Origin of the sequence: Bosea sp. NBC_00550 (genome assembly GCF_026020075.1) — a bacterium.
In the GTDB taxonomy this organism is placed as follows: domain Bacteria; phylum Pseudomonadota; class Alphaproteobacteria; order Rhizobiales; family Beijerinckiaceae; genus Allobosea.
Genome location: NZ_CP102772.1, coordinates 2,524,753 through 2,546,338 on the forward strand (window position 1 = coordinate 2,524,753; position 21,586 = coordinate 2,546,338).

At 66.0% G+C, this 21,586-nt stretch carries 19 protein-coding genes; 16 read left to right on the forward strand and 3 right to left on the reverse strand.

Annotated features, from left to right (window positions below; all coding sequences use genetic code 11):
* Positions 1–18: 18 nt before the first annotated feature.
* Genes NWE53_RS12100 through NWE53_RS12110 form a run of 3 tightly spaced genes read left to right on the forward strand, consistent with a single transcriptional unit; the run spans position 19 to position 4,014 of the window.
* Complete coding sequence (locus NWE53_RS12100) at positions 19–1,482, forward strand: aldehyde dehydrogenase family protein (protein ID WP_265054523.1); 1,464 nt, start codon at positions 19–21, stop codon at positions 1,480–1,482.
* An 11-nt stretch (positions 1,483–1,493) separates the two neighbouring features.
* The gene (locus NWE53_RS12105) at positions 1,494–2,537 is read left to right on the forward strand and encodes a tartrate dehydrogenase (protein WP_265054524.1); all 1,044 of its coding nucleotides are present in this window, start codon (positions 1,494–1,496) and stop codon (positions 2,535–2,537) included.
* A 13-nt stretch (positions 2,538–2,550) separates the two neighbouring features.
* Positions 2,551–4,014: an NAD-dependent succinate-semialdehyde dehydrogenase gene (locus NWE53_RS12110; RefSeq protein ID WP_442865007.1), complete on the forward strand. Its 1,464-nt coding sequence runs from the start codon at positions 2,551–2,553 to the stop codon at positions 4,012–4,014.
* Positions 4,015–4,160: 146 nt separating this feature from the next.
* On the opposite strand, the gene NWE53_RS12115 is transcribed toward NWE53_RS12110, so the two are convergent.
* Both NWE53_RS12115 and NWE53_RS12120 read right to left on the reverse strand, forming a co-directional pair.
* Positions 4,161–5,438, reverse strand: a complete 1,278-nt coding sequence (locus NWE53_RS12115; protein ID WP_320109570.1) for an NAD(P)/FAD-dependent oxidoreductase — start codon at positions 5,436–5,438, stop codon at positions 4,161–4,163.
* Positions 5,439–5,449: 11 nt separating this feature from the next.
* The gene (locus NWE53_RS12120; protein WP_265054525.1) at positions 5,450–6,118 is read right to left on the reverse strand and encodes a haloacid dehalogenase type II; all 669 of its coding nucleotides are present in this window, start codon (positions 6,116–6,118) and stop codon (positions 5,450–5,452) included.
* Between the two features lie 320 nt (positions 6,119–6,438).
* On the opposite strand from NWE53_RS12120, the gene NWE53_RS12125 reads away from it, so the two are divergent.
* The 7 genes from NWE53_RS12125 (at position 6,439) to NWE53_RS12155 (ending at position 14,925) form a co-directional block, all read left to right on the forward strand.
* A complete protein-coding gene (locus NWE53_RS12125; protein ID WP_265054526.1) occupies positions 6,439–7,290 on the forward strand; it encodes a GNAT family N-acetyltransferase in 852 nt (283 codons plus the stop codon).
* 14 nt (positions 7,291–7,304) lie between these two features.
* Positions 7,305–8,681, forward strand: a complete 1,377-nt coding sequence (locus tag NWE53_RS12130) for an aspartate aminotransferase family protein (RefSeq protein ID WP_265054527.1) — start codon at positions 7,305–7,307, stop codon at positions 8,679–8,681.
* A gap of 283 nt (positions 8,682–8,964) precedes the next feature.
* A complete protein-coding gene (locus tag NWE53_RS12135) occupies positions 8,965–9,681 on the forward strand; it encodes an HAD-IA family hydrolase (RefSeq protein WP_265054528.1) in 717 nt (238 codons plus the stop codon).
* 64 nt (positions 9,682–9,745) lie between these two features.
* On the forward strand, positions 9,746–11,359 hold the full coding sequence (locus NWE53_RS12140; protein ID WP_265054529.1) for an ABC transporter substrate-binding protein: 1,614 nt from the start codon (positions 9,746–9,748) through the stop codon (positions 11,357–11,359).
* An 88-nt stretch (positions 11,360–11,447) separates the two neighbouring features.
* On the forward strand, positions 11,448–12,398 hold the full coding sequence (locus NWE53_RS12145; protein WP_265054530.1) for an ABC transporter permease: 951 nt from the start codon (positions 11,448–11,450) through the stop codon (positions 12,396–12,398).
* 2 nt (positions 12,399–12,400) lie between these two features.
* Positions 12,401–13,258, forward strand: a complete 858-nt coding sequence (locus NWE53_RS12150) for an ABC transporter permease (protein WP_265054531.1) — start codon at positions 12,401–12,403, stop codon at positions 13,256–13,258.
* Entirely contained in the window at positions 13,258–14,925 is a 1,668-nt protein-coding gene (locus NWE53_RS12155) for an ABC transporter ATP-binding protein (RefSeq protein ID WP_265054532.1), read from the forward strand. Before NWE53_RS12150 ends, NWE53_RS12155 begins: the two co-directional genes overlap by 1 nt.
* Before the next feature lie 7 nt (positions 14,926–14,932).
* Here NWE53_RS12155 and NWE53_RS12160 read toward each other — a convergent pair whose 3' ends face one another.
* Positions 14,933–15,421, reverse strand: a complete 489-nt coding sequence (locus tag NWE53_RS12160; RefSeq protein WP_265054533.1) for an Lrp/AsnC family transcriptional regulator — start codon at positions 15,419–15,421, stop codon at positions 14,933–14,935.
* A gap of 222 nt (positions 15,422–15,643) precedes the next feature.
* Between NWE53_RS12160 and NWE53_RS12165 the strand changes: the two genes are divergently transcribed.
* From NWE53_RS12165 to NWE53_RS12190, 6 genes are all read left to right on the forward strand, one after another.
* A complete protein-coding gene (locus tag NWE53_RS12165; protein WP_265054534.1) occupies positions 15,644–16,969 on the forward strand; it encodes an NAD(P)/FAD-dependent oxidoreductase in 1,326 nt (441 codons plus the stop codon).
* 143 nt (positions 16,970–17,112) lie between these two features.
* Positions 17,113–17,859 carry an ABC transporter substrate-binding protein gene (locus tag NWE53_RS12170; RefSeq protein WP_265054535.1) on the forward strand — a complete coding sequence of 249 codons (747 nt, stop codon included), beginning with the start codon at positions 17,113–17,115 and terminating at the stop codon, positions 17,857–17,859.
* Between the two features lie 28 nt (positions 17,860–17,887).
* Positions 17,888–18,544: an amino acid ABC transporter permease gene (locus NWE53_RS12175; RefSeq protein WP_265054536.1), complete on the forward strand. Its 657-nt coding sequence runs from the start codon at positions 17,888–17,890 to the stop codon at positions 18,542–18,544.
* Positions 18,545–18,546: 2 nt separating this feature from the next.
* The gene (locus NWE53_RS12180) at positions 18,547–19,275 is read left to right on the forward strand and encodes an amino acid ABC transporter ATP-binding protein (protein WP_265054894.1); all 729 of its coding nucleotides are present in this window, start codon (positions 18,547–18,549) and stop codon (positions 19,273–19,275) included.
* A 10-nt stretch (positions 19,276–19,285) separates the two neighbouring features.
* A complete protein-coding gene (locus NWE53_RS12185; RefSeq protein WP_265054537.1) occupies positions 19,286–20,596 on the forward strand; it encodes an NAD(P)/FAD-dependent oxidoreductase in 1,311 nt (436 codons plus the stop codon).
* A gap of 88 nt (positions 20,597–20,684) precedes the next feature.
* Complete coding sequence (locus NWE53_RS12190) at positions 20,685–21,584, forward strand: LysR family transcriptional regulator (protein ID WP_265054538.1); 900 nt, start codon at positions 20,685–20,687, stop codon at positions 21,582–21,584.
* Positions 21,585–21,586: the final 2 nt, after the last annotated feature.

The following is a 21,586-nucleotide window of genomic DNA, read 5'->3' on the forward strand; positions in this document are numbered from 1 at the left end:
TCATCCGGAGATGCACCCTTGTCGCTGAGTTTCGATCCCGCTTCGGTCACGCTCCCGCGCGGCCATTTCATCGCCGGCGAATGGGTCGACGCCAGGGATGGAATCGACCTGCATCGCCCCTCCGACGCGGTCGCCTTTGCCGCCTGTCCCGTCGCCGACGCGGACCTCGTCGACCGCGCGGTGGGCGCCGCGAAGGCCGCGCTGGCGCTGAGCGGTTGGGGGCGCCTGGCGCCGCGCGAGCGTGCCCGCGCGCTGCATCGCTGGGCCGATCTCATCGAGGCGGAAGCGGAAACGCTGGCGCGGCTGGAGGCGATCGCCTCGACCCGGCCGATCTCCGAATTGATGGCGGGCGACATCCCCGTCACAGCGGAGCAGATCCGCTTCTTCGCCGAATTCGCCGACAAGGAAGGCGGCGACCTCGTCCCGACCGGCTCCGACAGCTTCGGCATGATCGCGACCGAACCCTATGGCGTGGTCGGCGCCATCACGCCCTGGAACTTTCCGGTCAACATGGCCGGCTGGAAGCTCGGCCCCGCGCTCGCGGCCGGCAATGCCGTCGTGCTGAAGCCATCCGAGATGACGCCCTTCGCGACGCTTTATCTGGCGGAACTGTCGGTTCGCGCCGGATTGCCGGCAGGGCTCATCAACATCGTGCTCGGCGACGGCCGGACGACCGGCACGGCGATCACCGGCCATCCCGATATCGCCAAGGTCAGCTTCACCGGCTCGACCGCCGCCGGCGCCGCCATCATGGAGAACATCGCCCGCACCGGCATCAAGCCGATGACGCTCGAACTCGGCGGCAAGAGCCCGCAGCTCGTCTTCGCCGACGCCGACCTGCCGCTCGCCGCCGCCGCCATCGCCCGCAGCGTTCTCGGCAATGCCGGCCAGGCCTGCGTTGCCGGCTCTCGCCTGATCGTGGCGGAAAGCGTCGCGGAGGAACTGGTCGGGCTCATCGTCGACCGCATGCGCGCGGTCCGGCTGGGTGCGACCTGGGATGCGGCAAGCGCCTATTCGCCGATAATCTCGGAACGGCAGATCGGCCGCATGGCAAGCATCGTCGATGCGGCGGTCGCGCGCGGCGCCACTTGCCGGCTCGGCGGCGAACGCCTCGACCACGCCGGCTATTTCTATGCGCCGACCGTGCTGGAAGACATCGACGCCACCTCGCCTGCCGTGACCGAGGAAATCTTTGGGCCGGTCCTGACCGTCCAGACCTTCCGGGAGGAAGAGGAAGGGCTCGGGCTCGCCGATCACCCGACCTACGGGCTTTGCGCCGGCCTCTACACCCGCGACCTCTCACGGGCGCTGCGCGCGATCAACAGCCTGCAGGCCGGCACCATCTGGGTCAATCGCTATGGCCGCTCGCGCGACCACATCCTCCCGACCGGCGGGTACAAGCAGTCCGGCCTCGGCAAGGACCTGGGACGCGAGGCCTATCTCGCGAACCGCAAATCGAAAAGCGTCCTGATCGCCCTTTGAGGAGTCTCCCCGTGAAATCCTACAAGATTGCCCTGATCCCCGGCGACGGCATCGGTGTCGCCGTTACCGAGGCCGCCTGGGAGGTGCTCGGACGCGCCGCGCATGGCGCGGGCTTCAAACTCGAAGGGACGACGTTCCCGTGGTCCTGCGACTTCTACGACAAGACTGGCGCGATGATGCCGGCCGACGGCATCGAGACCTTGCGCGGCTCTGACGCCATCCTGCTCGGCGCCGTCGGCTGGCCCAAGCGCGTGGCGGATTCGGTCTCGCTGCACGGGCTCCTGCTGCCGATCCGCAAGGCCTTCGTGCAATACGCGAATATCCGTCCGCACCGCCTGCTGCCGGGCGTCGAGGGGCCGCTGCGCGCGAGCGCCTTCGACATCCTCTGCATCCGCGAGAATACCGAGGGCGAATATGCCGGTGCCGGCGGGCGCGTCCATAACGGCACGCTCGACGAAGTCGCGGTCGAAACCTCGGTCTTCACGCGCAAGGGCGTCGAGCGCATCCTGCGCTTCGGTTTCGAGCAGGCGCGGAAGCGCCGCGGCAAGCTTGCCTCGGTGACGAAATCGAACGCCCAGAAATACTCGATGGTGTTCTGGGACGAGATCACTGCCTTGGTCGCGTCCGACTACCCCGATATCGAGGTCACCAACTACCATATCGACGCCATGGCCGCGCGCATGGTGATGGCGCCGGAAAGCCTCGACGTGGTGGTCGCTTCCAACCTCTTTGGCGACATCCTGACCGACCTTGGCGCCGCGATCCAGGGCGGTCTCGGCTTCGCCGCTTCCGCCAACATCAACCCCGAGCGCAATGCGCCCTCGATGTTCGAGCCCGTGCATGGCTCGGCCCCCGATATCGCCCATCTCGGCATCGCCAATCCGATCGCCGCGATCTGGTCCGGCGCGATGATGCTGGAGCATCTCGGCGAGGCAGGCGCGGCAGGCGCCGTGATGACGGCGATCGAAGCCGCCACGGCCCGTGGTATCGGCTCCGAGCCGGGCAAGCACAAGACCCAGGACATCACCGCCGCCGTGCTCTCGGCGCTCGGCTGACGGAGACTGAACCATGGCAATTCAAACCCTTCGCGACCCCGCCCTTTTACGTGAAGCCTGCCTCGTCGGCGGCAACTGGCGGGCCGCCGCTTCCGGCCGCACGCTCGACGTGATCGACCCGTCGACGCAAGTTGCCATCGGCTCCGTGCCGGATGCCGATGGCACTGACACGCGCGCCGCGGTCGAGGCCGCGTCCGCCGCCTTCGGCGCCTGGCGTGCCAAGCCGAATGCCGAGCGCGCTGCGCTGCTGGAAGCCTGGCACGCGCTGATGTTGGAGCATGTCGAGGACCTCGCCCTGATCCTGACGCGCGAGCAGGGGAAGCCACTGGCGGAGGCGCGCGGCGAAATCCGCTACGGCGCTTCTTTCGTCAAATGGTTCGCCGAGGAAGCGCGGCGCATCGACGGATCGACGATCCCTGCCCCGACCGCTGACCGACGCATCATCGTGATGAAGCAGCCGGTCGGCGTCTGCGGCATCGTCACGCCCTGGAACTTCCCGAACGCGATGATCACCCGAAAGGTAGCGCCGGCATTGGCGGCTGGTTGCACTGTAGTGATCAAGCCTTCGGAGCTGACACCTTTTTCGGCGCTGGCGCTCGGCGTTTTGGCGGAGCGGGCCGGCATCCCGGCCGGCGTCATCAACATCGTCACCGGCATGCCCGCCGCGATCGGCGCCGAGCTCACCGGTAACCCGACTGTCCGCAAGATCTCCTTCACCGGCTCCACGCGGGTCGGCGCGCTACTGATGCGGCAGGCCTCTGACGGCATCAAGCGGCTCAGCCTGGAGCTCGGCGGCAACGCGCCCTTCATCGTCTTCGACGACGCCGATCTCGATCTCGCGATCGAGGGCGTGCTCGTCTCGAAATTTCGCAATGGCGGCCAGACCTGCGTCTGCGCCAACCGCATACTGGTGCAGGATGCCATCTATGATCGCTTCGCCGACAGGCTTTCGGCCCGCGTCGCGGCGATGAAGGTCGGCCCCGGCACGCAGGCCGGCGTCGATATCGGGCCGATGATCAACCGTGCCTCGATCGAGAAGATCGAGCGCCATGTCGACGATGCCCTGTCGAAGGGCGCCACGCGCCTCGCAGCCGCGAGCGAGATGCCGAAGGGCGCGCAATACGCCACGCCGCTCGTCCTCGGCGATGCGACCACCGAGATGCAGCTCGCCGGCGAGGAGACCTTCGGCCCGGTCGCGCCGCTGTTCCGCTTCGGCAGCGAGGAGGAAGCCATCCGCATCGCCAACGACACGCCCTTCGGACTCGCCTCCTATTTCTTCACCCAGGACATTCGGCGTTCCTGGCGCGTCGGCGAGGCGCTCGAGTTCGGAATGGTCGGGCTCAATACCGGCGCGATCTCGATGGAGGTCGCGCCCTTCGGCGGCGTCAAGCAATCGGGCCTCGGGCGCGAAGGCTCGCGGCTGGGCATCGAGGAATATCTCGAGGTCAAGGCCTTCCATATCGGCGGGCTCGGCTGAGCAGGCCGCTCGCTACAACCCAGGCGACGGCAGAGCGTCATTCTCGGGCTTGACCCGAGAATCTCTGGAAAGAGGGGCGCAGGAAACCTCATCCGGCATGAGATGCTCGGGTCAAGCCCGAGCATTGACGGCTTGTTTCCAGCGCCTTACTGGAAGCGATCGAGCGCCTTGTAATAGAGCCCGACCAGCGGCAGGAACCAGGGCTTGCCGAAATGGCCGGGCACCGCCGGCCACGACAAACCCTTCAGCGGATTCCGGTCGGGCCGGCCGAGGATCGCGTCGGCCATGATCATGCCGAGATGCGTCGACATCTGCGCGCCGTGGCCTGAATAGCCCATCGCGTACCAGACGCCGTCCTCGTAGCCGGCACGGGGATAGCGATCCTTGGTCATGTCGACCAGACCGCCCCAGCAATAGTCGATCTCGACATCTCTGAGCTGCGGGAAGATGCCGGCGAGACTCGCACGCAGGATCGCGCCGCTCTTGGCGTCGGACGTCTGGTCCGAGGTCGCGGAAAAACGCGCCCGCCCGCCGAAGATCAGTCGGTTGTCCGGCGCGAGACGAAAGTAGTTGCCGATATTGAGCGAGGTCACGGCCGTGCGGTTGCCCGGCATGGTCGCCGCGACCTCGGCCTCGCTCAGCGGCCGCGTCGCGATCAGGAAGCTGCCGACCGCAATGATCCGGCGCCGGAACCAGGCGAATGGCCCGGAGGTATAGGCTCCCGTCGCGACGAGAACGTCCTTCGCCGAAATGCTTCCGCGCGGCGTCTGGAGAACATGCCGCCCTCCCTCCCGCCGCCGCTCGGTCACGGGCGCATGTTCGTGGATGACGGCGCCGTGCCGGGCGGCTGCGGTGGCCAGGCCAGTCACGAAGCGACCCATATGCATCATGGCGCTCTTCTTCGAGAGCATCGCGCCATGGAAGCTTTCGGAGCCGATCTCACCGGCGAGCTCGGCCCGGCTCAGCATGGCCGTATCGGGATCGGCCTCGCGATGCAGCACCTCGAAATTGCGGGTGAGCGAGGCGACATGCTCCGGCTTCGAGGCGAGCTTGAGCTTGCCCGCGCGCCGAAAGGAGCAGTCGATGTCCTCCTCGGCGACGATCCGCTCGATCGTATCGACGGAATCGTCGAAGGCCTTGTAGAGTGCGACGGCCCGCTCGGTGCCCAGCGCCGCCTTGGCGGCGATGAAGCTATGAGCGAGACCGTTGTTGAGATGGCCGCCATTGCGGCCCGAGGCTCCGTAGCCGACGCTTTCCGCCTCCAGCACGACGACCCTGGCGCCGGCCATGGCGAGCTGACGCGCCGCGGCGAGGCCGGTGAAGCCGCCGCCGACGACGGCAACGTCATAAGAACCTTCGACCGGCCCCTCGGCGGCGCCGGTGAAGGGCGCCGCCATATCATGCCAATAGGATTTGAACTGCATCGGCCGCGGCCTCAGAGCCCGAACACGCCGGGCAGGCCCGAGATGTCCTTGATCTCCGTATAGCCGTAATACGGATTCGCCGGCTCGTGCCCGCGATTGACCCAGACCTTGTTCTTGATGCCGAGGTCGTGGGCCGTCATCAGGTCGTAGCGGAACGATGACGAGACGTGGCAGACGTCGTCCGGACCGCAGCCGAGCATGTCGAACATCAACTCGAAGCCCTTCATGCGCGGCTTGTAGGATCGGGCCTGCTCAGCCGTGTAGACCGCATGGAAGGGCGCGCCGAGCCGCGCGACGTTATGAGGAATCTGGTCGTTATCCGCATTGGAGAGAATGACGAGTGGGATTTCCTTCGCCACGTTGGCAAGGCCCTCCGGCACGTCCGCATGCGGTCCCCAGGTCGGCACCTGCTCATAGATCCAGCGCGCATCCTCGGGACGGAAGGCGATCCCGTTCCGGCGGCAGGTCCGCTCCAGCGAATTGTAGACGACCTCTTCATAGGGCTTCCAGTCGCCGAGGATCTCGTCGAGCCGGTAGGCTGAGAAATTCGTGATGAACGTCCGCATCGCCGGCTCGTCCAGTTTGTCGGCGTAAAGCGCGCGCGCGGCCTTATCCATGGCGAAATAGATCAGCGTGCCATGGCAGTCGAAAGTCACGAATTTGGGCTTGATGACGGTCATCCGCGGAAGTCCCCTGTGGCGAAACGGTTGTGTCCGTTACCGGGATCATAGCTCCCGGCAGAACGGCGCGAGCACCGCATTGCCGGCGGCAGGAAGCACAAACTGCCGTCCGCCCATGAGGCTATGGCAGAGAGTTTCGCCTGCATCGCGGCGGGGGCGGACCTCGCTTGCCGATTGCCGGCGCCTTATCGCCCGCCGTGGCATTCCATGCGGTCGCCGCGCATTCCTACGGCCGAAGATATCGCGTCAGGCCACTCCTCAGAAGCAACTGCGCCGGCGCACCGCCTATCCATGATGCAACGGATACGAAGCGAAGCATCATGGACCAGGAAACGATCGATCTCGTCGCGTTCGACGAATGCCATCTCGATGGCGCCGTTCTGCTCTCGCGCGAGGCGGGCTGGCCCCATCGGCGCGAGGACTGGGCGATGCTGCTGGCCCTCAGCCACGGCTTCGTTGCACTCCAGGGCGATGTCGTGGTCGGCACTGCGATGTTGACGCCCTTCGGAGACGTTCGCGCGACCGTCAACATGGTCATCGTCGCAGCCAGCATGCGCGGACGCGGGCTTGGCCGGAAGCTGATGGATGCCGCCCTGCAAGCCTGTGGTGCGCGCGAATGCCGTCTCACCGCGACCGCTGACGGCCTGCCTCTCTATGAGAAGCTCGGGTTCAATGCGACGCATGAGATCCGCCAGCACCAGGGCATCCCCGCGCCGCTGCCGGCGGACGCCGCGAACGATGCCATCGAGCTGGATTGGGCCGGTCCGGAGAACTTCCCCGCGGTCGTCGCGCTCGACCTGGAGGCGCAGGGGATTGATCGCCGCCCTCTGCTCAGGCTCCTGGCCGAAGCCGGGCGAATGGTCGTGCTGCGGGAAGCCGGCCGGATCGTCGGCTACGCCGCGCTGCGTCCGTTCGGCCGCGGCGAGGTGATCGGACCGGTTGTCGCGAATACCCTGGAACAGGCGCAGAACCTCATGAGCTTCCTGATCGCCAGCCGCCCCGGCGCCTTCCTGCGCGTCGACACGGCCGAATGGCATGAGCTTTCGCCATGGCTTTCCGCACGTGGCCTCGTTGGCGTCGGCGGCGGCATCGCCATGCGCCGCAACGCGGTAAGCCGGCAGCCGCTCGGCCCCGCCAAACCCTTCGCTCTCGCCAGTCAGGCGCTCGGATAAGCAGGAGACCCGCCATGTTGAGCAATTCCCTGATCGAACTCGATCGCGAGCACTGGATTCACCCGGTCGCTTCCTATCGCGGCCATGAGAAGGCAGGCGTGCGCGTGCTGCGCTCTGCGAAGGGCGCCACCATCACGGACGCTTCCGGCAAGCAGCTCATCGATGGTTTCGCCGGGCTGTGGTGCGTGAATGCCGGCTACGGCCATGAGAGCATCGTCGAGGCCGCCGCGAACCAGATGCGCGAACTGGCCTATGCGACGGGCTATTTCGGCCTCGGCTCCGAGCCCGCGATCCGGTTGGCGGCCGAGCTCGCCGAGCGTTCGCCCGGCGACCTGAACCGCGTCTACTTCACGCTCGGCGGTTCCGACGCCGTCGACAGCACGGTCCGCTTCATCCGCTATTACCAGCAGGCGCGCGGCAAGCCGGAGAAGGACCAGTTCATCTCGATGGAGCAGGGCTATCACGGCTCCTCGACCGTCGGCGCCGGCCTGACCGCCCTGCCCGCCTTCCATGCCGGCTTCGGCGTGCCCTATGATTGGCAGCACAAGATTCCGTCGCATTACACCTATCGCAACCCGGTGGGCTCCGCGCCTGAAGCCGTCATCGCGGCCTCGCTGGCAGCGCTTCGGACCAAGGTCGACGCAGTGGGAGGCCCCGATCGCGTCGCGGCCTTCTATTGCGAGCCGATCCAGGGCTCAGGCGGCGTGCTGGTTCCGCCGCCCGGCTGGGTCAAGGCGATCCGCGAGCTCTGCCGCGAGCTCGACATCCTCTTCGTCGCCGACGAGGTCATCACCGGTTTCGGACGTACCGGCCCGCTCTTCGCTTGCGAGGACGAAGATATCGTCCCCGACCTGATGACCGTCGCGAAGGGGCTGACCTCTGGCTATGTGCCGATGGGCGCCGTGCTGATGTCCCAGAAGGTCTACGACGTCATCGCGGACGGCTCGGGCGCGGCCGCGGTGGGCCATGGCTACACCTATTCGGCCCATCCGGTCAGTGCCGCGGTCGGCCTCGAGGTGCTCAGGCTTTACGAGAACGGCCTGCTCGACAACGGTCGCAAGGCCGGCGCGCGCCTCATGGCAGGCCTGGAAAGCCTCGGGGACCATCCCCTCGTCGGCGAAGTGCGCGGCCGCGGCATGCTGGCCGCCGTCGAACTCGTGACCGACAAGGCCAGGAAGACGCCACTTCCCGCCGCTGCCGTGCCGGCCCAACGCATCTTCGACCGGGCCTGGGACAAGGGCCTCGTCATCCGCGCCTTTGGCAACGGCGTACTGGGCTATGCCCCGCCGCTATGCTGCACCGAGGCCGAGATCGACGCGATCGTCGAGCGGACCCGCGCGACGCTCGACGAGACATTGGCCGACCCGGATGTGCGCGCCGCGATGGCGTGAGACGGCCGAACACTCACGACAGCGATCCCTGGGAGAACATTCTTCCCCGGGGAGCCGATATTCCGCCAAGGCTGCGAATTCGGAATTTTGTGCCGCGCGGTTTTCGACATTCAGCGAATCCGGCGAGCCGACAGTGAGAAACTCGAAAGAGGCCGGCGAAGAACGGTCCGGGAACAGAGCACAACCGTTACGACCAGGGGCCAAGCAGCCCGGCGACGACGCGACTGCGCTTGCTGACGACCACGAATTCCCGCCTGCGACCGGCGGGGGAAGCGGAGAGGCGATGGCTAAGAATTTCGGCGACTTCCGCTATATGACGTTCGACGTCGTGGGCACGCTGATCGATTTCGAGGGCGGCCTCGTCGATTGTCTGGCGGAGATCGCCCGCGAGGCCGGAGCGCCCTTCGATGGCGAGCAAGCCCTCAGCCTCTACCGAGCGGCCCGGTACATGCCCGATGTACAGCATTTCCCCGACGATCTCGCCCGCGTCTACGGTTTGATCGCACCGAAGCTCGGCCTGCCGACCGACGAAAGCCATGCCCGGCGCCTGCGCGACTCCGTCAAGGACTGGCGCCCCTTCCCGGACAGTGCCGACGCACTTGCCCGCTTGTCGAAGCGCTACAAGCTGATCGCGATGACCAATGCCCAGCGCTGGGCGTTCGAGCATTTCGCCAGCGCGCTCGGAAACCCGTTCTATGCCGGCTTCACCGTCGACGATACCGGCACGGAAAAGCCCGACCCGGCCTTCTTCGAGCAGGTCTTCGCCTTCGTCGAGAAGGATGGCGGCTCGCGCGAGCAGATCCTGCATGTCGCGCAGAGCCAGTACCATGACATCGGAATCTCCCGGAAGTTGGGCCTGACCAATTGCTGGATCCAGCGACGGCACGCCCAACCCGGCTATGGCGGCACGATCGAGCCTGAACGCTTCACCGAACCCGACTTCCACTTCACCTCGATGGGCGCGCTCGCCGACGCTGCCGAGGGCAGTCTGGTAGCCTGAAGGAACCCGTAACGAAGAAGACCAACGCCGGAACAACGGCGCAAATCAGAACAGGGGAATGAGCATGACCGATAAGATTTCTTCCAGCTGGACGAGCGCCGACGACTCCTTCGTCGAAAATGCGATCCGCCGCGGCGCCAGCCGCCGCGACCTCCTGCAGATGCTGATGGCCGGCGGCCTCGCCGCCTCCGCCAGCAGCCTCGTGCTGGCGCGCGCCACCTCCGCGCTCGCGGCGACGCCGGTCAAGGGCGGCAACCTGAAGGCTGCCGGCTGGTCCTCCTCGACCGCCGACACGCTCGACCCGGCCAAGGCCTCGCTGTCGACGGACTATGTCCGCTGCTGCGCCTTCTACAACCGCCTGACCTTCCTGGACGGCGACGGCAAGCTGCAGATGGAGCTCGCCGACAAGTTCGAGACCAAGGACGCCAAGGTCTGGACCGTCACGCTCAAGAAGGGCGTCACCTTCCATGACGGCAAGCCGCTGACCTCGGCCGACGTCATCTACTCGTTGAAGCGCCATCTCGATCCGGCCGTCGGCTCGAAGTCGAACTCGCTTGCGAAGCAGATGACGGAGTTCAAGGCTGTCGATCCGCTGACCGTCGAGATCACGCTTGCGGCGCCGAACGGCGACCTGCCGACCATCCTGTCGACGCACCACTTCATGATCATCGCCGACGGCACCACGAACTTCGCCAAGGCGAACGGCACCGGCGCCTTCACCTGCGAGTCCTTCGAGCCCGGCGTGCGCTCGATCGCCGTCAGGAACAAGAACTACTTCAAGTCCGGCGGCGCGAACCTCGACTCCTTCGAGTTCTTCGCGATCACCGACGACACCGCGCGCGTCAACGCGCTGCTCTCGGGCGATATCCAGATGGCCGCCGCGATCAACCCGCGCTCGATGCGCCTGGTCGAGAGCCAACCGAACGTGGTGCTGTCGAAGACCACGACCGGCAACTACACCGACCTCAACATGCGGCTGGACATGGCGCCCGGCAACAAGGCGGATTTCGTGGCGGGCATGAAATACCTGCTCAACCGCGAGCAGATCCAGAAATCGGCGCTTCGTGGCCTGGCCGAGATCGCCAACGACCAGCCCGTTCCGCCGATGAACGTCTATCACAACAAGGACCTGAAGCCGAAGGCGTTCGACCCCGAGCGCGCCAAGTCGCTCTTCCAGAAGGCGGGTGTTCTCGGCCAGTCGATCCCGATCGTCGCCTCGGATGCCGCCGGCTCCTCGGTCGACATGGCCGTGCTGATCCAGCAGGCCGGCAACGCGATCGGCATGAAGTTCGACATCCAGCGCGTTCCCTCGGACGGCTACTGGTCGAACTACTGGCTGAAGGCCCCGGTCCATTTCGGCAACATCAACCCGCGGCCGACGCCGGACATCCTATTCTCGCTGCTCTACGCCTCCACGGCGCCTTGGAACGAGAGCCAGTACAAGTCCGAGAAGTTCGACAAGATGCTGCTCGAGGCACGCGGCTCGCTCGACGAAGCCAAGCGCAAGCAGATCTATGGCGAGATGCAGGTGATGGTCGCCGACGAGGCCGGCACCGCGATCCCGGTCTACATCTCGAATGTCGACGCCATCTCGAACAAGCTCAAGGGCCTGCTCCCCAATCCGCTTGGCGGGATGATGGGCTACGCCTTCGCCGAGTACGTCTGGCTCGAAGGCTAAAGCCCTTTTCTCCTGCGGGCCGGGCGCGTGCGTCCGGCCCCCCTTTCGTGTCACACTCCACCTGGAGGTGTCAGCTGCGGGAGCGTCGATGAACCTTCACCTGTGGTCCCTGCTGGGCGGACGGCTGCTCGTCGCGTTGCTGACGCTGCTGATCGTCTCCTTCGTGGTGTTCTGCGCCACCCAGATCCTGCCCGGCGACGTGGCGGAGGTGCTGCTCGGCCAGGCGGCGACGCCTGAGGCCGTGGCGGGCTTGCGCGCGGCGATGCATCTCAACGACCCGGCGATCCTGCGCTTCTTCCGCTGGCTCGGCGGCATGCTGACAGGCGATCTCGGCATTTCCTACGCCAATAACCGGCCGATCGCGGAGCTCATCGCCGGGCGCCTCAGCAATTCGCTCCAGCTCGCGGCGGCAACCGCGCTCTTCTCGGTCCCGATCGCGCTCGCGCTCGGGATCACCTCCGCCATGCTGCGCGGCTCGCTTTACGACCGCTCGGTCACAATGGCGACGATCACGGTGATCTCGGTGCCGGAATTCATGATCGCAACCGCCGGCGTGCTGATCTTCGCGGTCTGGCTGAAATGGCTGCCGGCGCTTTCCTTCGCGCGGGATATCCACTCCTTCGGCGAGATGCTGCGCATCTACGCGATGCCGGTCTTCACGCTCAGCTTCGTCATCTCGGCCCAGATGATCCGCATGTCGCGCGCCGCCGTCGTAGAGGCGCTCAACACGCCCTATGTCGAGATGGCGCAGCTCAAGGGCGCATCGCGCCCGCGGGTCGTGCTGCGCCATGCGCTGCCCAACGCGCTCGGCCCCATCGTCAACGCCGTCGCGCTGTCGCTTTCCTATCTGCTCGGCGGCGTCATCATCGTCGAGACGATCTTCAACTATCCCGGCATCGCCAAGTTGATGGTCGATGCCGTGGCGACACGAGACCTACCTCTCATCCAGAGCTGCGCGATGATCTTCTGCGTCGTCTACCTGCTCCTGATCACGACGGCGGACGTCATCGCCATCCTGTCCAACCCGAAATTGCGCTGACCATGGCCATCGACGCAGCCAATACGACAGCCGCCAGCCCGCGCCGAGCCGGGTATCGGTTCAACCTCACGGGCTGGATCAGCCTGATCATCATCTTGGCCTGGGCAACGGTCGCGATCCTCGCGCCGTATGTGACGCCCTATGGCATCAGCGACATCGTCGACACAGACTATTTCGGCTCGATGAGCCTGCAGTTTCCGCTCGGGACGGATTATCTCGGCCGCGACATGCTCTCGCGCATCATGTTCGGCGCGCGCTACACCGTCGGCATCTCGCTGGCGGCGACGCTGATCGCCTGCACCATCGGCGTCACGCTCGGCATGGCGGCGGCCGTAACCGGTGGCTGGTTCGACACGGTGCTGAGCCGCTTCGTCGATGCGCTCAGCTCGATCCCCAGCAAGCTGTTCGCTCTCGTCGCCGTTGCCGGCGTCGGTTCCTCGATCCCTGTGCTGATGCTGATCCTCGGCATCATCTACACGCCCGGCTCCTATCGCTTCGCCCGGGCGCTCGCGGTCAACGTCAACACCACGGATTTCGTCACCGTGGCGCGCATCCGCGGCGAGAGGCTGAGCTACCTGATCCGCGCCGAAATCCTGCCCAACATCGCCGGGCCCGTGCTGGCCGATGTCGGGCTGCGCTTCGTCTTCATCGTGCTGCTTTTGTCCGGCCTGTCCTTCCTCGGCCTCGGCGTGCAGCCGCCGGAGGCCGACTGGGGCTCGCTGGTGCGCGAGAATATCGGCGGGCTGCCGTTCGGCTCGCCGGCCGTGATGGCGCCTTCCTTCGCCATCGCCAGCCTGACGATCGCGGTGAACCTGCTGATCGACAACCTGCCGCAGAAGATCCGCGACCGGAGCGAATGATGAGCCCTCTCGTCGAAATCCGGAACCTCAAGGTCGAGGCGACCACCGATGCCGGCCGCCGCGTCGAAATCATCAAGGGCGTGAGCTTCGAGATCGCGCCCGGCGAGATCGTCGCGCTGATCGGCGAGAGCGGCTCGGGCAAGACCACGATCGCGCTGACCCTGCTCGGCTACACGCGCGCAGGCTGCCGCATCACCGGCGGCAGCGTGCGCATCGACGGCCGCGACATGGCCGCCTTGCCGGAGAAGGAGCGAACAAAGGTCCGCGGCGTCACGGTCTCCTATGTGCCGCAGAGCGCGGCCGCTGCCTTCAATCCGGCGCAGCGGATCATGGACCAGGTGATCGAGATCACCCGCATCCATGAGCTGATGCCGCGTGCCGAGGCCGAGGCCAAGGCGGTGGACCTGTTCCGTGCGCTCTCACTGCCCTCGCCCGAGACGATCGGCGGGCGCTATCCGCACCAGGTTTCCGGCGGCCAGTTGCAACGCTTGTCAGCGGCCATGGCGCTCATTGGCGATCCGAAGGTCGTGATCTTCGACGAACCGACGACCGCCCTCGACGTCACCACGCAGATCGAGGTCCTGCGCGCCTTCAAATCCGTGATGCGCCAGAGCCGGATGGCCGGCGTCTATGTTTCGCACGACCTGGCGGTCGTCGCCCAAATCGCCGACCGCATCGTCGTGCTCAAGGGCGGCGTCATCCAGGAAGTCGGTGCCACCGCACAGATCCTGTCGGCGCCGAAGCACCCCTACACTCAGGAACTGCTCGCCGCCTTCGCGCCGCCCGGGCGCGTCCCCGCACAAGTGGCGAGCCCGGAAGGCGCGGCTCCACGCCCCGTGCTGGAACTCGCATCCATCAGCGCCGGCTACGGCAAGCTGCAGGCGGACGGAACGCCGCTGATCCTGGCCGTCGACAAAGTCAGCTTCAAGCTGGAGCGCGGGCGCAATCTCGGCATCATCGGCGAATCCGGCTGCGGAAAATCGACGCTCGCCCGCTCCATCGCCGGCATCATCCCACCCTCGTCCGGCACGATCGCCTTCAACGGCAAGCCAATGGCACCGCGGGCACAGGACCGCAGCGTCGATGAATTGCGCAAGCTGCAGATCGTGTTCCAGTCGGCAGATACCGCGCTGAACCCGGCCAAGTCGATCGAGGACATCCTGGGCCGGCCGCTTGCCTTCTACCACGGCCTGCGCGGCGCCGCCCGCGATGCGCGCATCGACCGGCTGCTCGAGCTGGTGCACTTGCCTCGCGCCCTGAAGCACCGGCTGCCGAGCGAATTGTCGGGCGGGCAGAAGCAGCGCGTGAACCTGGCACGAGCGCTGGCCGCCGATCCCGAACTGATCCTCTGCGACGAGATCACCTCCGCGCTCGACACCGTTGTGGCCGCGGCCATCATCGAGTTGCTCAAGGACCTGCAGCGCGAGCTCGGCCTGTCCTATCTCTTCATCAGCCACGACCTGACGACCGTGCAGGCGATCTGCGACGAGGTCGCGGTCATGTATCGCGGCGTGAAGGTCGAGCAGTTGCCGGCCGACCAGGTCGGCAAAGCCGGCGGCCACCCCTATGCGCGCCTGCTGATGTCGTCGGTACCCAAGCTCGACCCGGCCTGGCTCGACAAGCTCGAACGTGACCCGGAACTCGTCGCCGCCTTCTCGAAGCGCTGATGCGGCCCTAGCTCGCGGCCGTGATCGGAAAGAGGCTCGTCAGCGGCATATGCGGCTTCACGATTGGTGATTTCAGCACGACGAAGCTGAAATATTTATCGATGCCGATATCAAGGTCGATCAGCCGTTCCATCAGCGTCTGGTATTCGATGATGCCGCTGGTCACGAACTTGACGAGATAGTCATAGCCGCCCGAGACCAGATGGCACTCGATCACCTGGTCGAGCTTTTCGATGGCGGCCAGGAAGCGCGCAAAATCGATCTGCCGGTGGTTCTTGAGGGTCACCTCGGTGAAGACCGTCAGCGTCTGGCCGAGCTTGCCGATGTTGATGCGGGCGGAATAGCCGGTGATGTAGCCGTCCTGCTGCAGCTTCTTGACCCGCATCAGGCACGGGCTCGGCGACAGATTCACCAGCTCGGCCAGCTCGACATTGGTGATCCGACCGTTCTTCTGCAGCTCGTAGAGGATCTTGATGTCGATCTGGTCAAGCTTCATGGGTGGTCCCCCTCGATCGACAAACAAGCCACGCTGCGCCTCGCGGCCCGGCGCTCCCACAGCAGATCATGCCGCAAACGATGCGCAGTGTCTAACAGGTGCCGGGCGCAGGCGATGTCAGAATTGGCCTGTCGAAACCGAAGGAAATGCCGTGGCGATCCGATCTGCGGTGCACACCCCCGGCGGTCAGCCGATAATCTCGCCTCCGCAAGGGAGACCGTGATGCCGGCGCCACTGTTCGAAATCGAAACCAGCCCCGCTTTGCCGGAGAGTGCCGATGTCGTGGTCATCGGCGGCGGCATCGTCGGAGTCTGCGCCGGCTACTATCTCGCGCGCCGCGGCCTGAAGGTCGCTCTCGTCGAGAAGGGCCGCATCGGCGCCGAACAGTCGAGCCGCAACTGGGGCTGGTGCCGCCAGCAGAATCGAGACGCCCGCGAACTGCCGATGGCGACGGAAAGCCTCACGCTTTGGGATCGCCTGGCAGGAGATATCGGCGAGGATTTGGGTTTTCGTCGTTGCGGTCTGCTTTATTTGAGCGACGACGACGCACAGCTCGCCGGCTGGGCGAAGTGGCGCGATTTCGCGGTCGGCGAAGGCGTCGTCACCCATATGCTCTCGTCCGACGAAGCCTCGGCTCGCGGCAGCGCGACCGGCAGGCGCTGGAAGGGTGGCGTATTCTCGCCGACGGACGGCACGGCCGATCCCGTCCGAGCCGCCCCGATGATCGCGCGCGGCATCCTCAAGGCAGGCGGCAGCGTGCATCAATTCTGCGCCGCGCGCGGCATCGAGACGGAGGGCGGGCGCGTCTCGGCCGTGGTGACGGAAAAAGGCACGATCCGCACCACGACGATGGTACATGCCGGCGGCGCCTGGGCCTCCTCCTTCCTCAACCAATACGGCATCCGCTTTCCGCAATCCTCGGTGCGCCAGTCGATCATGTCTGTCTCGCCTGGGGTGATTGGTCTTCCCGATGCGCTGCACACCGACGAGATATCGGTGACGCGTCGCAGCAACGGCGGCTACACACTGTCGATCAGTGGCAGGGCCCGCGTCGACCCCACGCCGCAGCAACTGCGCTTCGCCCGGCAGTTCGTGCCGATGTTCCTGCGGCGCTGGCGCAGCCTCGCCATCGGCGGGCTCGAAGGCTGGAAGGCCGGCCACGAGACTCTCGGTCGCTGGAAGCTCGACGCACCGACCCCGATGGAGGCGAACCGCATCCTCGATCCGACGCCCGATCCGCGCCAGATCGCAGAGACCCATGCCCGCGCCCAGCGCCTGCTTCCGAGCCTCAAATCCGTGCCGGTCGCGGCGCGCTGGGCCGGCTATATCGATTCGACACCGGACGGCGTGCCCGCCATCGGCGAACTCGCTGGCCTGCCCGGCTTCATCCTCGCGGCGGGGTTCAGCGGCCATGGCTTCGGGATCGGCCCGGGCGCCGGCCATATGATCGCGGATATCGTCACCAGCGCGAAGCCGATCGTCGATCCCACTCCCTACAGGCCCGAGCGACTGGAGGGTTCCGCCTTCGGGAAGGTGGCGGAATTCTAGCGGCCGCCCTACCCGGATCGGGCCGCATAAGTCCGTCTTATGGGTTCGACACGAATTCGTCTTGTCGCTCGCTCCGGCAGGTACGGATGCTGCATAGCCTGGTCCGGATAACCGGGTGTCCACGAAGCAAAAAGGGGAACGGGATGATCGGGTTCAGAACAACGGTTGCGGCGCTCGGTATGATGGTCGCTGCTGCGACCGCGCAGGCGCAGACGGTCTACAAGGTTGGCTCGACACCCACCGGCACGCCCTTCACCTTCCTCGACGCGAAAACCAACACCATCCAGGGCATGATGGTCGATGTCATCGAGGAGATCGGCAAGGATGCCGGCTTCAAGGTCGAGATTCAGCCGATGCAGTTCTCGACGCTGATCGCATCCCTGACCTCCGGCAAGATCGATATCATTTCCGCCGCCATGTACGGCTCCCCTGAGCGCGCCAAGGTCGTGGACTTCAGCCAGGACGTCTACGCCTATGGCGAGGGTCTGGTGGTCCAGTCCGGCGACGCCAAGGAATATGCCGGCTTCGAGGACCTCAAGGGCAAGAAGGTCGGCGGCCAGATCGGCACGCGCTATATCGACGCCCTCAAGGCATCGGGCGCACCGGCCGAGGTGAACGCCTATGACAGCCTGCCCGACATCCTGCGCGACGTTTCCAATGGCCGCCTCGATGCCGGTATCGGCGACTATCCGATCCTGGCCTACAACCTCGCGCAGGGGCGCTTCCCGCAGTTGCGGCTGGTCAAGTCCTACAAGCCGTCGGTGCCCGGCCCGATCAATATCGCCGTCAAGCAGGGCAATGCCGAGCTGCTGGCGAAGATCAATACCAGCCTTGCGAACATGAAGAAGGATGGCCGCTTCGACACGATCCTGAAGAAGTGGGGTCTCTGAGCGCGCTCGATATCATCCACATCCAGCCATGACGCATTTTCTCAGCCAGGTTCCAACGTACCTGCCGATCCTGATGCAGGGAGTTTACCTCACTCTGCTGGTCACGCTCGGCGCCTTCGTCCTCGCGACGGCGCTGGGCCTGGTCTGGGCCTTCATGCGGGTGAGCGGCATCGCGCCGCTCGCCTGGACGGCGCGCACGATCATCGTGATCGTGCGCGGTATCCCCGGCATCGTCACCCTGTTCTACATCTACTTCGTGCTGCCGGATCTCGGCCTGTCGCTGAGCGCCGTGCAGGCCGCCATCATCGGCCTCGGCATCGCCTATTCGCCCTACATGGCCGAGGTCTTCCGCGCCGGCATCGAGGCGATCGACCGCGGGCAGACGGAGGCCGCTTTGTCGATCGGCATGGGCTGGGGCCTGTTGATGCGGCGCGTCGTCCTGCCCCAGGCGATCCGCGTGGCGCTGCCTCCCTATGGCAGCACCATGATCATGCTGCTGAAGGATTCCTCGCTCGCCTCGACGATCACCGTCGCCGAGCTCTCGCTGCAGGGCAAGCTGCTGGCATCCTCCACCTTCGAGAACACCACGATCTTCACGATGGTCGCGCTGATCTACCTAGCGATGAGCCTGCCGCTCACCGCGTTCAACGGCTGGCTCGAACGACGCATGAGGCAGGCCCGATGAGCATCATCGAACTGCGCAACATCAGAAAATCTTTCGGCACGCTCGAGGTCATCCACGATGTCTCCTTCTCGGTCGAGAAGGGTGAGGTCGTCTGCATCATCGGACCGTCCGGTTCCGGCAAGTCGACGCTCCTGCGCTGTATCAACGGTCTGGAGACCTATCAGGGCGGCGAGATCGCGGTACACGGCGAGCGGGTCAATACCGGCTCATCCAGCATCCGTCAGGTGCGGACCCGTGTCGCCATGGTTTTCCAGCGCTTCAACCTGTTCCCGCACCGGACAGCGCTGGAAAACGTCGCGGAAGGCCCGATCTTCGTGAAGAAGGAGCCGCGCGAGGAGGTTCTCGCCCGCTCGCGCGACCTGCTCACCCGTGTCGGGCTCGGCGCCAAGCTGGATGCTTATCCCGGCCAGCTCTCCGGGGGCCAGCAGCAGCGTGTCGCGATCGCGCGCGCGCTCGGCATGAAGCCCGACGCGATCTTGTTCGACGAGCCGACCTCGGCTCTCGATCCGGAGCTCGTCGGCGAGGTCCTTGCCGTTATGCGGTCTCTGGCCGACGAAGGCATGACGATGGTCGTCGTCACCCACGAGATGGGGTTTGCCCGCGAAGTCGCCGATCGCGTGCTATTTCTGGACGGCGGCGTTCTGGTCGAACAAGGCCCGCCCGACGCAGTGCTGAGCCGGCCGCAACATCCGCGAACGCAGGATTTCCTGCGGCGCATCCTGCCCTCGTGAGGACATACGCATGGCTCGCCTGACCGGCCCGTTCTTCAGCGATGATGCGGTCGACACGCCGTATTGGTGGGGTGCGGCAACGCCTGCGGCACAGCCTGCGGTCGAACTGCCGACGCAAAGCGAAGTTACCGTCGTCGGTGCCGGCTTCACCGGGCTCAATGCTGCGCTGACCTTGGCGCGCGCCGGCAAGCAGGTCACCGTGCTGGACGCGGAAGCTCCCGGCTGGGGCGCCTCCTCCCGCAATGGCGGCATGCTCGGCCCCGGCTGGGCCACGTTCGACACCGCGATGGCCTATGGGCCCGACAAGGCGCGCGCCATCGTCGAGGAAAGCTTCCTCGCCCTTCAGCACGTCAAGGATGTGGTGGCGCGCGAGGCCATCGCCAGTGATCTCGCTGTGGTCGGCTATTTCCGAGGAGCGATGACGCCGCGCCTCTATGAGGCAATGGGGCGCAATCTCGACCGCATCGGCAAGGTGATGCCCTGCGATGCCTATCTGGTCCCGCGCGCCGAACAGCAGGGCGAGATCGGCACCGAGCTCTACCACGGCGGCCTCGCGATGCCCGGTTATGCCGGCCTGCACCCGGCCCGCTATGTCGCCGGTCTCGCCGAAGCCGCGCGCCGGCTCGGCGTGCAGATTGTCAGCGGCGCCCGGGTCACGGCGATCTCGCCGCAGGCCGGCGGGTTCAATCTCTCGGTGGGCGAGCGAAAGACTGCGGCGAAACAGCTGCTCGTCGCCACCAACGGCTATACCGGCGCGCTTCTGCCCTTCCTGCAGCGGCGGATCATCCCCATCCGCAGCGCATTGATCGCGACTGGCCAGCTGCCGGCCGAGGTAATGGACCGCCTGATGCCGAAGCGGCGTATGCTGGCTGGCAGTCAGCGCGTCGTGACCTATTACCGCCCCTCCCCAGACGGCACCCGGATTCTCTTCGGCGGGCGCGTGCTCAAGGTGACCGGCGAGAACGTCGCCCACGCCAATGCCGCGCATCTGCGCAAGCAGATGCTGCAGGTCTTCCCCGAGCTGGAGCGAACCCCGATCACGCATTACTGGCACGGCCAGACCGGCTTCACCTTCGACAAGCTGCCCCATCTCGGCGAGCAGGACGGCATCTTCTACGCCTGCGGCTATAACGGCACCGGCATCGCTCGCGCGAGCTGGTTCGGCCACAAGATCGCGCAGCGCATGCTCGGCGACGCGGAGCAACCCAGCGCCTATGCCGACCTGCCCTTCCGCAGCCGCCCGCTCTATTACGGCAAGCCCTGGTTCCTGCCGCTCGCGGTGCTCTTTTACGAAATGCGGGATCGCTGGGACCAGCGATAGATCACGGGCGAAGCCCAACCGCGCTTGAGGCTGGACATCCGCGCCACCGGCGGCGATGTCTGCGCTATCGCTGTTGATGGGACGACAGATGCGGGCGCGCCAACTCGAAGTCTTCTGCACGCTGATGCGCTGCGGCACGGTGACCGGCGCCGCCGCGATGCTGAACATCTCGCAGCCGGCCCTGAGCCAGATCCTCCTCCATGCCGAGGACCAGCTCGGCTTCAAGCTGTTCAACCGCGTGCGCGGGCGCCTGGTGCCAACGCAGGAGGCCGAGGAGCTCTATTCCCAGGCCGAGCACATCTTCGGAGAGCTCGATGCGCTCCGGCGCCGAACGGTCGACATGCGGCATGGGCGCACCGGCCTCGTCCGGCTCGCGGCGTCCGCCCCACCGTCCATGTCGATCGTGCCGAGGGCGCTGACCACCTTTCGGGAAGCCCATCCCGAAATCGTCGTGCGCTCGCTGATCGCCTCGCAGACGGCCATCGTCGAGATGTTGCGCAATGGCGAGGTCTCCCTCGGCATCGCGATGAACAACCTGCCGCATCCGGGCATCCACGCCGAGACGGTCGGGCGCGCCACGCTGGTCTGTGTCATCTCGACGGAGCATCGGCTGGCAAGGCTCGACAGCATCCGTTTCGCCGATATCCGTGACGAGACCCTGATTTCCTACCGGGCGGATACCTTGCCCGGCCGGTTTCTGGCCGCCACCGCGGAAGCCGAGGATTTCGTCTACGCCCCGGCGATCGAGATCGATCTCTCGATCACGGCCCTGCCCTATGTCCGCGACGGGCTGGGTATCGCCATCGTCGACAGCCTCCTGCCCTGGGAGCAGTTCAACGGTGTCGTGACTCGGCCTTTCGAGCCCAGGATGGAAGTCCCGATCGCGATCCTGACCAGCAATGACCGGCCACTCTCCGGCAGCCATGAACTGATGCGCGACTGCCTGCGCGCAGCCTGCCGGGATTTCAACCGCGCCGCCGGCACCTGAAC